The sequence below is a fragment of the Streptomyces sp. NPDC014889 genome, assembly GCF_043081205.1.
GTDB lineage: Bacteria > Actinomycetota > Actinomycetes > Streptomycetales > Streptomycetaceae > Streptomyces.
In genome coordinates, this window is record NZ_JBIBWH010000001.1 from 119,594 (window position 1) to 133,723 (window position 14,130).

The 14,130-nt window shown below is 73.0% G+C and carries 14 protein-coding genes and 2 riboswitches; of the genes, 5 read left to right on the top strand and 9 right to left on the bottom strand.

All coding sequences use genetic code 11. The features are described 5' to 3' along the window. Nucleotides 1-119: 119 nt before the first annotated feature. Nucleotides 120-193, bottom strand: a riboswitch (cobalamin riboswitch). 160 nt (nt 194-353) lie between these two features. Continuing rightward, a riboswitch (TPP riboswitch) is annotated at nt 354-529 on the top strand. Between the two features lie 30 nt (nt 530-559). Then, complete coding sequence (locus tag ACF09J_RS00555) at nt 560-1,183, bottom strand: TetR family transcriptional regulator (protein WP_392303171.1); 624 nt, start codon at nt 1,181-1,183, stop codon at nt 560-562. A 209-nt stretch (nt 1,184-1,392) separates the two neighbouring features. Between ACF09J_RS00555 and ACF09J_RS00560 the strand changes: the two genes are divergently transcribed. From ACF09J_RS00560 to ACF09J_RS00570, 3 genes are read left to right on the top strand one after another with little or no spacing between them, the layout of a single operon-like run. Next, nucleotides 1,393-2,802, top strand: coding sequence for a glycosyltransferase family 4 protein (locus ACF09J_RS00560; RefSeq protein WP_392303172.1), 1,410 nt, complete (start codon nt 1,393-1,395; stop codon nt 2,800-2,802). Then, the gene (locus tag ACF09J_RS00565) at nt 2,796-3,548 is read left to right on the top strand and encodes a methyltransferase domain-containing protein (RefSeq protein WP_392303173.1); all 753 of its coding nucleotides are present in this window, start codon (nt 2,796-2,798) and stop codon (nt 3,546-3,548) included. The genes ACF09J_RS00560 and ACF09J_RS00565 overlap by 7 nt, the downstream gene beginning before the upstream one ends. After that, on the top strand, nt 3,545-4,618 hold the full coding sequence (locus ACF09J_RS00570) for a prenyltransferase/squalene oxidase repeat-containing protein (protein ID WP_392303174.1): 1,074 nt from the start codon (nt 3,545-3,547) through the stop codon (nt 4,616-4,618). The genes ACF09J_RS00565 and ACF09J_RS00570 overlap by 4 nt, the downstream gene beginning before the upstream one ends. Nucleotides 4,619-4,684: 66 nt before the next feature. Here ACF09J_RS00570 and ACF09J_RS00575 read toward each other — a convergent pair whose 3' ends face one another. Then, nucleotides 4,685-4,978, bottom strand: coding sequence for a hypothetical protein (locus ACF09J_RS00575; RefSeq protein ID WP_100567044.1), 294 nt, complete (start codon nt 4,976-4,978; stop codon nt 4,685-4,687). Between the two features lie 150 nt (nt 4,979-5,128). Between ACF09J_RS00575 and ACF09J_RS00580 the strand changes: the two genes are divergently transcribed. Then, nucleotides 5,129-5,695, top strand: coding sequence for a hypothetical protein (locus ACF09J_RS00580; RefSeq protein ID WP_392303175.1), 567 nt, complete (start codon nt 5,129-5,131; stop codon nt 5,693-5,695). A 116-nt stretch (nt 5,696-5,811) separates the two neighbouring features. Here ACF09J_RS00580 and ACF09J_RS00585 read toward each other — a convergent pair whose 3' ends face one another. From ACF09J_RS00585 to ACF09J_RS00600, 4 genes are all read right to left on the bottom strand, one after another. Beyond that, entirely contained in the window at nt 5,812-6,564 is a 753-nt protein-coding gene (locus ACF09J_RS00585; RefSeq protein WP_392303176.1) for a hypothetical protein, read from the bottom strand. Between the two features lie 158 nt (nt 6,565-6,722). Then, on the bottom strand, nt 6,723-7,712 hold the full coding sequence (locus tag ACF09J_RS00590) for an N-acetylmuramoyl-L-alanine amidase (RefSeq protein ID WP_392303177.1): 990 nt from the start codon (nt 7,710-7,712) through the stop codon (nt 6,723-6,725). Nucleotides 7,713-7,722: 10 nt separating this feature from the next. Next, nucleotides 7,723-8,385, bottom strand: coding sequence for a class I SAM-dependent methyltransferase (locus ACF09J_RS00595; protein WP_392303178.1), 663 nt, complete (start codon nt 8,383-8,385; stop codon nt 7,723-7,725). A gap of 169 nt (nt 8,386-8,554) precedes the next feature. Next, nucleotides 8,555-10,294 (bottom strand): MFS transporter, encoded by a 1,740-nt coding sequence (locus ACF09J_RS00600; RefSeq protein ID WP_392303179.1) that lies wholly within the window; start codon nt 10,292-10,294, stop codon nt 8,555-8,557. Nucleotides 10,295-10,704: 410 nt separating this feature from the next. Between ACF09J_RS00600 and ACF09J_RS00605 the strand changes: the two genes are divergently transcribed. After that, nucleotides 10,705-11,439, top strand: coding sequence for a class I SAM-dependent methyltransferase (locus ACF09J_RS00605; protein WP_392303180.1), 735 nt, complete (start codon nt 10,705-10,707; stop codon nt 11,437-11,439). A 32-nt stretch (nt 11,440-11,471) separates the two neighbouring features. Here ACF09J_RS00605 and ACF09J_RS00610 read toward each other — a convergent pair whose 3' ends face one another. The 3 genes from ACF09J_RS00610 to ACF09J_RS00620 are packed head-to-tail and all read right to left on the bottom strand — an operon-like array spanning nt 11,472 to nt 14,125. Next, nucleotides 11,472-12,104, bottom strand: coding sequence for a response regulator (locus ACF09J_RS00610; protein ID WP_392303627.1), 633 nt, complete (start codon nt 12,102-12,104; stop codon nt 11,472-11,474). Nucleotides 12,105-12,160: 56 nt separating this feature from the next. Beyond that, entirely contained in the window at nt 12,161-13,390 is a 1,230-nt protein-coding gene (locus ACF09J_RS00615) for a sensor histidine kinase (RefSeq protein ID WP_392303181.1), read from the bottom strand. A gap of 15 nt (nt 13,391-13,405) precedes the next feature. After that, on the bottom strand, nt 13,406-14,125 hold the full coding sequence (locus tag ACF09J_RS00620) for an ABC transporter permease (RefSeq protein WP_392303628.1): 720 nt from the start codon (nt 14,123-14,125) through the stop codon (nt 13,406-13,408). Nucleotides 14,126-14,130: the final 5 nt, after the last annotated feature.

Below are 14,130 nucleotides of genomic sequence, written 5' to 3' on the forward strand. Positions count from 1 at the left end.
TGCCTCTCCCTGCGGGGAGCCGGACAGCACGGGACACCCCGGCGGCTCGGCTCCGTATACCTCGACGGTGCGATGCGCCGGCGGGTCCGCCGAGCACATGAGCCGGTCACGTCCGCCCGGGGCATTCCGGCTCGCCGCCCTCGCGGGACGGTTCACGGCTGCGGGTCAGCGCCGGATTTCCACCGGCTTCCCCCCGAACGGGTGTGATGACGACCCGGTCACTCTACCGGCCCACCGGAAAGGCCCCGAGGGGTGGCCGATGCCGGTCTCCGCCCGGCCCGCGAGGAACCGAAAAAATCTTCGGATTGGGGGGTTCCATCCGATACATATGGATTTATTCTGGAAGTGGCCTACGAGGCGAGTGAGGGAGTTCGACCGGAGTAGCCGACTTTGGCGAGACGCTACGGCATCCGCTGGGGCCGACGTCGACGGTCGGGCTGAGAGGCCGGAAGGTAGCAGTCGGACCCGAAGGCGACCCCCAATACCTGATCCGGGTAATACCGGCGAAGGGAACCCGTCTCGTAGGTTCATTCGTGCCCCGGTTCATGCATGTCCCGGTTCATTCGCGCCCCGCGGCGGGCGTGGTCAGGTCGATCAGCCGGCACGCCGTCTCTATGTCCGCCTTCGCCTGGGCCAGGGAGGCACGGCCCGAGAGCCAGGTGATCAGGGCCGACAGCCAGGTGTGCTCGATCACGCGGATCGCGGAGAGCTGCTCGGCGGTCGGCTCCTGAAGCCCCATGGCGTCCAGGACGATCGCGGTGGTCTGGCGGGAGACCTGGTCGACCTCGGGGCTCACGCTGCGGTCCGCGAAGGTCAGCGCCCGGACCATCGCGTCCGCGAGGTGGGGGTCGCGCTGGAGGGCGCCGAAGGCGCGCATCAGAGTCTCCGCCACCCGCTCGCCGGCGCTCTCCCCGGCCGGCGGCTTCTTGCGCAGCGTGCCGTGCAGCCGCTCCAACTGGTCCTGCATCGTGGCGACCAGCAGGTGCACCTTGGACGGGAAGTACCGGTACAGCGTGCCCAGCGCCACCTGCGAGCACTCCGCGACCTCCCGCATCTGCACCGCGTCGAAGCCGCCCCGGGCGGCCAGTTGGGCACTCGCGCGCAGGATGCGGCGGCGACGGGCCTCCTGCCGCTCGGTGAGGGGCGGTGAGGCCGGCCGGGAGGTACTGGCTCGCGCAGGCATGGGTCCCGTTCCGTGACAGTCGGTGAGGGGGCAGGGGGCCGGACCGCGGGCAGTGGCGCGGGCCGTGGCACGAATCACCCGATCCGCTGCTCACAGCGTGGCTACCTGCCGGTAGATTCGGAACCTCCTGAACGATCAAGTCTGAAACTTGTTCTAGATTAACGTCCCGGCGTAATGTCGCGGGACAGTGCAGCCAGAAGGGGGCCGGAGTGACCGCTGAGCCCAGTCAGGCGGGGTCCCCGGCGGACCCGGCCGCGGACGGCGAGCGACGGCTCGGCATAGCGCTCCTCACCTACAAGGGAAACCCGTTCTGCGGCGGGCAGGGCGTCTACGTACGCCACCTCTCCCGTGAACTGGCCCGCCTCGGCCACCGGGTCGAGGTGATCGCCGCCCAGCCGTACCCCGTCCTCGACACGCTCGGTGACATCACCGGCGACGGCCACGACGGCCGGCTGCGCCTGACCGAACTCCCGAGCCTGGACCTCTACCGGCAGCCCGACCCCTTCCGCACCCCCGGCCGCGACGAGTACCGCGACTGGATCGACGCGCTGGAGGTCGCCACCATGTGGACCGGCGGCTTCCCCGAGCCGCTGACCTTCTCGCTGCGCGCCCGCCGCCATCTGCGCGCCCGCCGCGGGGAGTTCGACATCGTCCACGACAACCAGACCCTGGGATACGGGCTGCTGGGGGACATCGGCGCGCCGCTGGTCACCACCATCCACCACCCCATCACCGTGGACCGGCGGTTGGAGCTGGACGCCGCCGAGGGATGGCAGCGGCGCTGGTCCCTGCGGCGCTGGTACGCCTTCACCCGCATGCAGAAGCGCGTCGCGCGCCGGCTGCCCTCCGTGCTCACCGTCTCCGGCACCTCCCGCCAGGAGATCGTCGACCACCTCGGGGTGCGCCAGGACCGCGTCCACGTCGTGCACATCGGCGCCGACACCGACCTGTTCTCACCCGACCCGACCGTCCGGCAGGTGCCCGGCCGGATCGTCACGACCTCCAGCGCGGACGTGCCCCTGAAGGGGCTGGTGTTCCTCGTCGAGGCGCTGGCGAAGGTGCGCACCGAGCACCCCGCCGCGCACCTCGTCGTCGTCGGCAAGCGGCCCGAGAAGGGACCGGTCGCGCAGGCCGTCGCACGCCACGGCCTCGAAGGCGCCGTCGAGTTCGTCAAGGGCATCTCGGACGCCGAACTGGTCGACCTGGTCCGCTCCGCCGAGGTCGCGTGCGTCCCGTCGCTGTACGAGGGCTTCTCCCTGCCGGCCGCCGAGGCCATGGCCACGGGCACCCCGCTGGTCGCCACGACCGGGGGCGCCGTCCCCGAGGTCGCGGGACGCGACGGCGAGACCTGCCTCGCGGTGCCGCCCGGCGACGCCGGGGCGCTGGCCGTGGCGCTCGGCCGGCTGCTGGGAGACCCGGAACTGCGCCTCCGGCTGGGCCGGGCCGGACGGGAGCGGGTCCTGCGGCACTTCACCTGGGCCCGCGCCGCCGAGGGGACCGTGGCCCGGTACCGCGAGGCCCTCGCCCGCTCCCACGCGGGCAGCCCCGCAGCCGCCACGGGGACCGGCACCACCACGACCGACGCCGACCTCAACCGCGAAAGCAGGGCCACGTGCTGACCGTCGACTTCTCCCGGTTCCCGCTCGCCCCGGGCGACCGCGTCCTGGACCTCGGCTGCGGCGCCGGCCGGCACGCGTTCGAGTGCTACCGGCGCGGGGCCCGGGTCGTGGCGCTGGACCGCAACGGCGAGGAGATCCGCGAGGTCGCCAAGTGGTTCGCGGCGATGAAGGAGGCCGGTGAGGCGCCGGAAGGGGCGACCGCGACCGCCATGGAGGGCGACGCGCTGGCGCTGCCCTTCCCGGACGAGTCCTTCGATGTCGTCATCATCTCCGAGGTGATGGAGCACATCCCCGACGACAAGGGCGTCCTCGCCGAGATGGTCCGGGTGCTCAGGCCCGGCGGGCGGATCGCGGTCACCGTGCCGCGCTACGGCCCCGAGAAGGTCTGCTGGGCCCTGTCCGACGCCTACCACGAGGTGGAGGGCGGCCACATCCGCATCTACCGGGCCCACGAACTCCTCGCCAGAATGCGCGAGGCGGGCCTGAAGCCCTACGGCACCCACCACGCGCACGCGCTGCACTCGCCGTACTGGTGGCTGAAGTGCGCCTTCGGCGTCGACAACGACCAGGTGCTGCCGGTGCGCGCGTACCACAAGCTGCTGGTCTGGGACATCATGAAGAAGCCGCTGGCCACCCGGGTGGCCGAGCAGGCGCTGAACCCGCTCATCGGCAAGAGCTTCGTGGCCTACGCGACCAAGCCGCACCTGCCCGCCACCGCCGGGCCCGCCGAGGCGGCCGCCACGTGACGACGCCCCGGACAGAACACCTCGTCCTGCCCGGGGTCCTCACCGCCGGGCAGGCCGCCGCGACCGTACGCGGCATACTCGCCGCCCAGCGGCGGGACGGGGCGATCCCGTGGTTCCGCGGGCACCACCTCGACCCGTGGGACCACGTCGAGGCGGCGATGGCCCTCGACGCGGCCGGCGAGCACGAGGCCGCCGAGCGCGCCTACGCCTGGCTCGCCCGCCACCAGCTCGACGACGGCTCCTGGTACGCGGCCTACGCCGACGGCGCCCACGACGACGTCACCGACCGCCGCCGCGAGACCAACTTCGTCGCCTACACGGCCGTGGGCGTCTGGCACCACTACCTCTCGACGGGCGACGACACCTTCCTGGACCGCATGTGGCCCGTCGTCCACGCCGCCATCGAGTTCGTGCTGCGGCTCCAGCAGCCCGGCGGGCAGATCGGCTGGAAGCGGGAGGACGACGGCACGGACACCGCGGACGCGCTGCTGACCGGGTGCTCCTCGGTCCACCACGCCCTGTGCTGCGCGCTTGCCATCGCCGAGCAGCGTGAAGAGCCGCAACCCGACTGGGAGTTGGCGGTCGGCACGCTCAGGCACGCGATCCGCGCGCACCCGGAGCGGTTCCTCGACAAGGACCGCTACTCCATGGACTGGTACTACCCGGTGCTGGGCGGCGCGCTGACCGGCACGGAGGCCAAGGCACGCATAGCGGCGGGCTGGGACCGCTTCGTGGTGCCCGGACTCGGGGTGCGCTGCGTCGTCCCCAACCCGTGGGTGACGGGCGGGGAGTCGGCCGAACTCGCCCTGACGCTCTGGGCGTTGGGCGAGTCCGACCACGCCCTGTCCGTGCTCCAGTCCATCCAGCACCTGCGCGATCCGGACACCGGCCTGTACTGGACGGGCTACGTCTACGAGGACGACGCCGTGTGGCCCCGCGAACTGACCACGTGGACCGCCGGTTCCCTGCTCCTCGCCGTGGCCGCGCTCGGCGGCCACGAGGCCACCTGCACGGTCTTCGCCGCGGGCGACTGCCTGCCGCGCGGCCTGGAGACGGACTGCTGCGGCTGACGCCGCCCTGCCTGCCGGCTCCGCCCGGTACGCCGTCGTCAGGTCCGTCGGCCCGGTACGCCGTCGTCAGTGCCGGTGCATCCGGTTGGCGACGGCGTGGCCGACGAAGAGGTAGACCACGGCGGCCAGTCCGTAGCCGGCGATCACGCGGGCCCAGGGCCTGTCGAAGGTGAAGAGGTCCCGGGACCAGCCGGCCAGCCAGTCGGCCGCGCCGTGCACGAACCGGACCAGCTCGTTGGCCCTGTTGGCGTCCAGCAGGTACATCAGGATCCACAGTCCGAGGATGACGGCCATGACGTCGGCGACCACCGCGATGACCGTACCGGCGGAGTTGGGACCCGTGCGATATCGAGGGGACATGCTCTGCGTCTGCCCCGGAATCACGCCGGAAACCCGGTCCGCGCACGGGGAGTGACCCGGAGGGTACCTCCGGTGCACTGTTTCGGCGCGGCCACCCGGGATCACACGGACCTTCTGAACACCCGCAGCGACACGTTCCGGGAGGACACCGTGCCCGTACCGATGCGGCGCCTCGCTCTGGCGCTGACGCTCTGCTGCGCCCTGCTCGCCGGTTCCACCGGCTGGGCCGTGGGCGCCCAGAGCATTCCGCAACACAGTCCGACGGTCGCCGTGGCGGCGGCCACGCCCAGCCCCACCACGCCCGCGCAGAGGCAGCACTTCGCCAAGACGCGGTTCGTGGCGAACGCGGCGCTCGCGGCCGGGGCCACCTACGAGTGGATCGTGAAACCGTACAAGCAGGGCAAGTTCAAGAAGGGCGCTCCCCACCGCAAGGGCACCCTCGTCAAGGCGGCCCTCGCGGGCGCGTTCACGTACAACCGGCTCAAGGCCGCCGTGCGCAACGCCAAGGGCGACCCCCTGCTGTCGAAGGCCCTCGCCCCGCTCAACTCGGCCATCAACGACCTGCGAGCCCTGCCCTCCAAGCTGCGCCACGGCGACACCTCGGCGGTCGGTGACTACAACAACGTCATCAACAAGGTGAAGGGCGCCGGGAGCAGCGCGGGCGCGCCGGTCCACAACAAGGTGCCGTCCCACTCGCAGCTCCTCCAAGGCTCCTAGGAGCCGTCCCGGGCTTTCTCACGGACGGCCCGCCGGGTCCAGGCCCCGCGTGCGGCACGGCAACGGCCCCCCGCCCGTGAGGGCGAGGGGCCGCGGGGCCGGTCCGGCGGGCCGGATCAGCCGCGCTGGATGTTGGAGGTGTCCTGGAGGACACCGCGGCGGCCGTCCTGCATCTCGGCCAGCAGGCCCTGACCGCGCTGCTCCACGGCCAGGTACCACACGCCCGGCGCCAGTTCGGCGATCGGCGCCGGGGAGCCGTCCTCCGCGAACAGCGGACGCGGCGCCGGCACGGCGAACCAGAACGGCGAGAAGCCGGCCGCGGGCTGCTGGCCCTGTTGCGGCTGGCCGGCGCCGAACGGCTGCCCCTGCTGCGGCTGACCGCCGAACGGCTGCTGCGCGCCCGGGTAGCCGTACCCGCCCTGCGGCTGCGCGCCGTACGGCTGCGGCGCGGCCGGCCTGGGCGCGGGCATCAGGGCTGCCTGGAGCGCCGGGACCAGCGGGGTGGCGACGGCGCCGGCCGCCAGGACCAGGGCGGCGACGAAGCCCAGGATCAGGCCGGCGCCCGCGCCGACCTGGGGGGCGTCCACCAGGTTCCAGAACATGATCCACGCGACCAGGACCGTGAACGCCACTCCCGCAGCGCCCAGGTCCAGGCCCGCCACCTTGCGGGGCTGCGGCAGACACCGGTTGACGACGATCAGCGCGGCGCCGATCACTCCGCCCATGTAGACGCCGAAACCCAGACCGAGCGAGTCCCAGGCGTTGTTGCTCAGGTAGCTCGAGTAGGTGTGGAGGAACGACGCGATGAACAGCAACACCGCTGCTCCGATCACCACGCCGTCGCCCCGAGTGAGGGAGCGGATATTCACGTCAGGTCCTTCTGGTTCGTCGTCTCGTCGTCGGTGGAGGCGTCGCTGTCGCCGTCTCGCCGGTCGGGCGGCGGCGCGAAGCGCGGGGGTGGCACCTCATCGTACGGATGACACTATCGTCCGTACGGCCGCGATGTCCGCCGGGATGAGCGCCCTGATCACGACCCGCGCAGGAAACTCACGATTCCCTCAGAGATCCCCTGGGCCGCCTTCTGCCGCCAGGCGCCGCTGGTGAGCAAGGCCGCGTCCTTGCTGTCGCGCATGTTGCCGCACTCGATGAACACCTTGGGAACCGTTGACAGATTGAGACCGCCCAGGTCCTTCCGCGTGACGAGTCCGGTGCCGCCGCCGAGGTAGTTGGACGGCGCCTCGCCCGTGACCCGCACGAAGTCGCCCGCGATGCGCTCGCCCAGGTCGCGGGAGGCGGAGACGATCGGGCGGGTGTCGGCGGAGCCGGAGTGCACGGCCCCCGGCAGGATGACGTGGAAGCCGCGGTCGCCGGACGCCGCGCCGTCGGCGTGGATCGAGACGGCGGCGTCCGCGTGCGCGTCGTTGCCGATCCGGGCGCGCTCGTCGACGCACGGGCCCCAGGCCGGTGAGCCGCCGTCGTGGGTCAGCTTCACCGTGGCACCCTGCGCCTGGAGCAGCGCGCGCAGCCGGTGGGCCACGTCCAGCGTGAACCGTGCCTCGGAGTAACCGGCGTTGGTGGACGTGCCGGTGGTGTCGCACTCCTTGCGGTTGGTGCCGATGTCCACCGGGCGGTTGATCTCCGCCGTGTGCCGGAAGTTTCCCGGGTTGTGGCCCGGGTCGATGACGACGACCTTGCCCTTGAGCGGACCGGAGGCGGCGGGCGCCGAGGACTTCCGCGTGGGTGAGGGGCCGCCCCCCTTGTCGTCCTGTCCGGGATAGGAGGGCAGGAGCGGCCCCTCGGACCCCGAGGCGGAGCCGGACGCCGGGCCGGAGCCGCTCGCCGACGGCGGGGCCGCCGTGTCCGAGCCGCCGCCGGGGTCGCCCACCGCCTCGTACACCAGCCAGCCCAGCAGCGCGCCGGGCACCAGTGCCGCGAGGGCGACGGTCAGCAGCCCCCGGCGCAGGCGGCCGGGGCGCTCGGGCTGCGGGACATCGAATTCGGGGCCTTGGTACGACACGTCTGCGACTCTAACGGCGGGCGCGGGCGGCTGCTTCCGTTCGCCGCAGGACGCGCAGCGATCCGGTCGCCGACACCTCGGTGAACTCGCCCGACTCCAGGGCGCGGAGCCAGACGCGGTACGGGGCCTGTCCGGTGAACTCGTCCACCGGGTCCGGGAACACGTCGTGGATGACCAGCAGCCCGCCCTCGGCCAGGTGCGGCGCCCATCCCTCGTAGTCGGCGCCGGCGTGCTCGTCGGTGTGGCCGCCGTCGACGAAGACCAGGCCGAGCGGGGTGTTCCACAGGGCGGCGATCTGCGGCGAGCGGCCGACGAGCGCCACCACGTGGTCCTCGAGACCCGCCCGGTGCAGGGTCCTGCGGAACGTGGGGAGCGTGTCCATCAGCCCGGTCTCGGGGTCGACCGTCTCCGGGTCGTGGTACTCCCAGCCGGGCTGCTGCTCCTCGCTGCCGCGGTGGTGGTCCACGGTGAGCGCGGTGACCCCGGCCCGCCGGGCCGCGTCGGCGAGCAGGATCGTCGAGCGCCCGCAGTACGTGCCGACCTCGAGCAGCGGCAGCCCGAGCCGCCCGGCCGTCATGGCCGCCGCGTACAGCGCGAGTCCCTCGTCGGTGGGCATGAACCCCTTCGCTGCCTCGAACGCGGCGAGGATCGGGGGTTCAGGTGCCGCGGGCATGAGGGTCCTTCCGGTCGTGCGTCCCGGCCGTGCGTCCTGGTCGGTCGCCCTGGCCGGTCGTCCTGGTCGTGTCCGTTCAGGCCGCCATGCTGCCGCACCCCCGGCCGCGCGGGCGACCGGGGGTGCGGGTGGTGCGTCTCTCGGGCGTGCGTCCCGTCCCAGGGGAGGCTCAGGCGGTGACCGTCTCGCCCGGCAGGAACAGGTCCAGGTCGACCGGGTGGTCCTCGCCGGTGTGGTGCGCGGCGCTGGCGAGCGGACCGTGCCCGGCGGCGCGGGCGGCCAGGACGTACGGGCCCCGGGCCGGTACCACGAGGGCGTAACTGCCGTCCTCGGCGGAGAGCGTGGCGCCCGCCTGACGGCCGCGGCGGTCGATCAGCGTGACCTTGGCGCGGGCGACCGGGGCGCCGCCGGCGTCCAGGACCCGGCCGCGGAAACCGCGCAGAACCGCCTCGGCCCGCGCCAGGTTGGCGTCCTCCTCACTGCTCGCACGCAGTTGCGTGCCCGTCGACCGGTTCGGCCGGGGCAGGCACAGGGCCAGCGCCAGGCCCACGACGACGGCCGCCGTGGCGATCAGGAAGGAGACACGGAAGCCGTGCATGGTGGGGATCGCGAGACTGCCGGAGTGGTGCGCGGTGTTGGCCAGCACCATGCCGATCACGGCGCTCGACACCGAGGTGCCGATGGACCGCATCAGGGTGTTGAGGCCGTTGGCCGCGCCGGTCTCGGAGGCCGGGACCGCGCCGATGATCAGCGCGGGGAGCGAGGAGTACGCCAGTCCGATACCGGCGCCCAGGATCACCGACACGACGACGGTCTGCCAGGCCGCCGCCATCAGACCGAGGCCGGCGGCGTAGCCGACCGCGATCACCAGCAGGCCGATGATCAGCGTCACCTTGGGGCCGTAGCGGGCGGAGAGGCGGGCGTAGACGGGCGCGGTGAACATCATGGTCAGGCCCAGCGGGGCCACGCACAGACCGGCGACGACCATCGACTGCCCGAGCCCGTAGCCGGTGGCGGTGGGGAGCTGGAGCAGTTGGGGCAGGACGAGGGAGACGACGTAGAAGCTGACGCCGACCATGATCGAGGCCAGGTTGGTCAGCAGCACCTCGCGGCGGGCGGTGGTGCGCAGGTCGACCAGCGGGGCCGCGACGCGCAGCTCCATCAGGCCCCACAGCAGCAGGACGACGACGGCCGCGGCGAACAGGCCGAGCGTGGTGGGCGCCGACCAGCCCCAGTCGCTGCCCTTGGTGACGGGCAGCAGGAGCAGCACCAGGCCGCCGGACAGGCCCAGCGCGCCCGGCAGGTCGAAGGAGCCCTCGGCGCGCGCCGGGGACTCCGGTACGACGAGGAGGGTGAGGCCTATGGAGAGGACGCCGAGGCCGGCGGCGCCGTAGAAGAGGGTGTGCCAGTCGGTGTGCTGGGCGACCATGGCCGCGGCGGGCAGGGCGAGTCCGCCGCCGACGCCGATCGAGGAGCTCATCAGCGCCATGGCGGAGCCGAGCCGCTCGCGCGGCAGCATGTCCCGCATCAGGCCGATGCCGAGCGGGATCGCTCCCATCGCGAAGCCCTGGAGCGTACGGCCCACGATCATGGGCAGCAGCGCGGAGGTGAACGCGCTGACCAGCGCGCCGACCACCATCACGGCGAGGCTGGCGATGAGCAGGCGGCGCTTGCCGTACAGGTCGCCGAGGCGGCCCATGATCGGCGTGGCCACCGCGCCGGACAGAAGGGTGGAGGTCAGGACCCAGGTGGCGTCGCTGGGCGAGGTGTCGAGGAGTTGCGGCAGGTCCTTGATGACCGGGACGAGCAGGGTCTGCATCACCGCGACGGCGATCCCCGCGAAGGCGAGTACCGGGACGACGGCCCCGCTCGCGCTCCCTCGGGTCCGTCCGGTCGTCGTGAGCGTCATCGAGTGGGGCCTCCGGGCCGTGAGGAGTGGAGCGTGCGGTCATCCGAGCGGAACGAGCGCTGGGTCAACCCCGTCGACCGAGGCAACTATTCCGATGCTTTGGCGTACTAACGAATTCTTGACCGTTCCGTGAGGTTCCGCACGCCTGCCGGGCGGCCGGTGGGCCGGGGGAGTGGAGCAGGGAAAACCGCGGCCGGCCCGGCGGTGGAAGCCCTTCTCCGGCTCCTGGACGGGGGCGTGGGCGGACTTTCGCACCGGGCCCGGGGGCGTGTCCCTCCGGTGCCCGCCACGGTCCCGCACCCGCCCGCACAGCGGTCCCGCGGGACCCCGCGCATGCCCGCTGACCTGGGCTTTTGCGGTGTCCGGCCGTAGAATCGACCCACTCGGACACGGATACGGGAGGGGGCCGTATGGAGCGGGGCGTGCGCACGGTCGAGGACGTACTGGCGCTGCTGGACGGGCTGTTCGCGCCGGACGCCGACCGGTGGACCGGAGACGCGGCCGGCTGGTGGGACGGGTTCTACGCGGACCGGAACCGGCCGGTACCGTTCTTCGCGGACAAGCCGGACGAGAACCTCGTCGAGTGGCTGGAGCGGGGGCTGATCGGCGGTCGCCGGGCACTGGACCTCGGGTGCGGGCCGGGGCGCAACGCCCTGTATCTCGCCGAGCGGGGCTTCGAGGTGGACGCGGTCGACCTGTCGCCGCAGGCCATTGCCTGGGCCCGGGAGAGGGCCACAGAGGCGGGGGCCGAGGTGCGCTTCCTGTGCGGGGACGCCTTCGGCCTGGCCGGCGCGCAGCTCACCGGGCCGTACGACGTGGTGTACGACTCCGGCTGCTTCCACCATCTGCCGCCGCACCGCCGGATCAGTCACCTGGCCCTGCTCGACCGGGTCCTGGCCCCCGGCGGCCATCTCGCCCTGACCTGTTTCGCGGCCGGAGCCATGGGCTGCGAACTGTCAGACACGGAGCTGTACCGCTCCGCCCGCCTGCACGGCGGCCTCGCCTACACGCCCGAGTCGCTGCGGCGGATCTTCGCGGACCTGACGGAGGTGGAACTGCGCCGGATGCACGACGAGCCGGAGGACTCCCCGCACTTCGGAGAGGCGTTCCTGTGGGCGGGGCTGTTCCGGCGGGAGACCGTCTAGCGCACGCTCAACGCGCTTGCCGAAGGCGGGAGTTACAGCCACCCCTGGCGGCGGGCCTCGCGCAGGGCCTCCATGCGGTTGCGGGTGCCGGTCTTGCCGATCGCGGCGGACAGGTAGTTGCGGACGGTGGACTCCGACAGATGCAGCTTCGCGGCGACGTCGGCGACCGTCGCCCCGTCGGCGGAGGCCCTCAGCACGTCGCACTCGCGGACGGTGAGCGGGCTGGGGCCGGCGCTCAGGGCGGCCGCGGCGAGCGCCGGGTCGACCACCGTCTCCCCGCCGAGCACCCGGCGGACCGCCGCCGCCAGTTCCTCCACCGGCCCGTCCTTGACCAGGAAGCCCCCGGCCCCGGCCTCCATGGCCCGGCGCAGATAGCCGGGCCGGCCGAAGGTGGTCAGGATCAGCACCCGGCAACCGGGAACCCGCTCGCGCAGCTCGGCGGCGGCGTCCAGGCCGCTCATCCCCGGCAGTTCGATGTCGAGGAGCGCCACGTCGGGGCGGTGGGCCAGCGCGGCGTCCACGACGGCGTCGCCCGCCGAGACCTGGGCGACGACCTCCATGTCGTCCTCCATGCCGAGCAGCAGCGCGAGCGCGCCCCGCATCATCTGCTGGTCCTCCGCGAGCAGAAGGCGGATGGACTGGGCGGGCCGGCGGTCCCCGGGCATCTCGTTCACGCACCAAGGGTATTGACTCGCGCCCCGCGGGAGGGCGCGCGGGCCGGTCACCCCACCGAGGAGCCGAGCCGGGCGCCGCCGCTCTCCACCGTCTCCCCGCCGTCCAGGGGCACTTCGGCGGTCACCGTGAAGCCGCCGCGGGGCGAGGGACCGGCCCGCAGCGAGCCGCCCGCCGCCGCGAGGCGTTCGGTCAGGCCCTTCAGACCGGTGCCGCCCGCCCCGTCCGCCGGATCCGGGTCCCCGGCCCGGCCCGCGGACGTGCCGTCCCCGTCGTCGACGACCGTCAGACGGACCCGCTCGGCTGTGGCGGTGACGGCGATCTCGCAGCGCCGCGCGCCACTGTGCCGTACGGCGTTGGTGACCGCCTCGCGCACCGCCCAGCCCAGCAGCGCCTCGGCGTCCGGCGTCAGCGGCGGGCCCGACCGGCGCACCACGGGCTCTACGCCGGCGGCGGTCAGCGCCGAACGGGCCCGGTCCAGCTCCGTGTCGAGGCCGCCCTCGCGGTAGCCGGTGACCGCCTCGCGGATCTCGGTGAGCGCCTGCCGCCCGACGGACTCGATGTCGGTGATCTGCGTCAGCGCCGCCCCCATGTCACGGGGCGCCAGCCGCCGGGCCGCCTCCGACTTCACCACGATCACCGACAGCGTGTGGCCGAGCAGGTCGTGCAGGTCCCGGGAGAAGCGCAGCCGCTCCTCCTCCACCGCGCGGCGGGCCAGCTCCTCACGGGCCGCCCGCAGTTCCCGTACGGCGTCGGACAGGCTGAGGATCACCGCCGTCACCACCGTCGACAGGAACGTGCCGTAGCCGACGTTGATCCCGTTCCAGCCCTCGCGCAGCCCGGCGACGATCCCCGCGAACAGGCCGAGCCCCACACCGATCCGGCCGAGCGCCGGACCGCGCAGGGACGCGCCCGTCGCCAGGCCGAACAGCGGCAGGAACAGCAGCCAGGTGCCCCCGTACCCGATGGCCAGACCGCAGGTCACCAGGAACAGCAGCAGCAGCGCGAGGCGCGTGGAGCGGGCCGTGCGCGCCCGCTTGTCGAAGGCGCGGAACACCACATAGATGTAGAGCGAGTTGAAGGCGAACAGGCCCACTGCGCCGATCCACGGGTTGGGGGTCTTGCCCTGGAAGAGGTTGGAGAAGGCGCCCATCCCCATCAGCAGCCAGGGCAGCAGGGAGAAGCCGGTGGGCGGCGGCCCCGGGCGCTCGTGCTCCTGCCCGCCCCCGCGCCCCGCCCCCTGCTTCACGCGGCAGGAGACCCTGCGTGACCAGTTCATGTTCCGCTTCCCCGATCAGACCTTGCCGGCATTGCGGCGGTAGGACAGCACAGCGTACGAACCGAACAGCGACAGCCAGCCCGCCAGTACGAGGATGGCACTCGCCGCCGGGGCGTGGCCCTCGGTGACCGATACCCCGAGTCCGGCGATCCCGTGCGTGGGCGTGTACGTGGACACGGCGCGCAACCAGTGCGGGAACAGCTCGACGGGGAACCACAGGCCGCCGAGCACGGCGAGCCCCAGGTTGCACACCATGTTGACCACTCCGGTGGTCTGCGCGGTCAGCCCGTAGCCGTTGCCCAGGCCGAGCAGCGTGAACGGGACCGAGCCGAGCCACAGCAGCAGCACCGCCGCCGCCCACTGCCACGCCGCCAGCCGTACGCCGTTGATCAGACCGCCCGCCAGCAGCACCGCGCCGATCGCGGGCAGCACGGTCGCCGAGGCGGTCAGCGCCCGCCCGGCGACGACCTGACGCGGGGTCATCGGGGTCACCCTGAGCTGCCGCAGCCAGCCGACCGTACGGTCCTCGGCGACGCCACCGCCGGTGTTGAGGGCCGAGCCGACCGCGCCGTAGGCGGCCATGCCGACCATGGAGGCGGTCCGCCAGCCCGAGTCGGCGCCGTCGCCGAGGTTGGTGAACAGCAGGTACATCAGCACCGGCATCGCGATCCCGCCGATCACGAAGCCCGTGTCGCGCAGGGTGCGGCGCACCTCCAGGCGCAGGTAGTCGAGTATGTCGC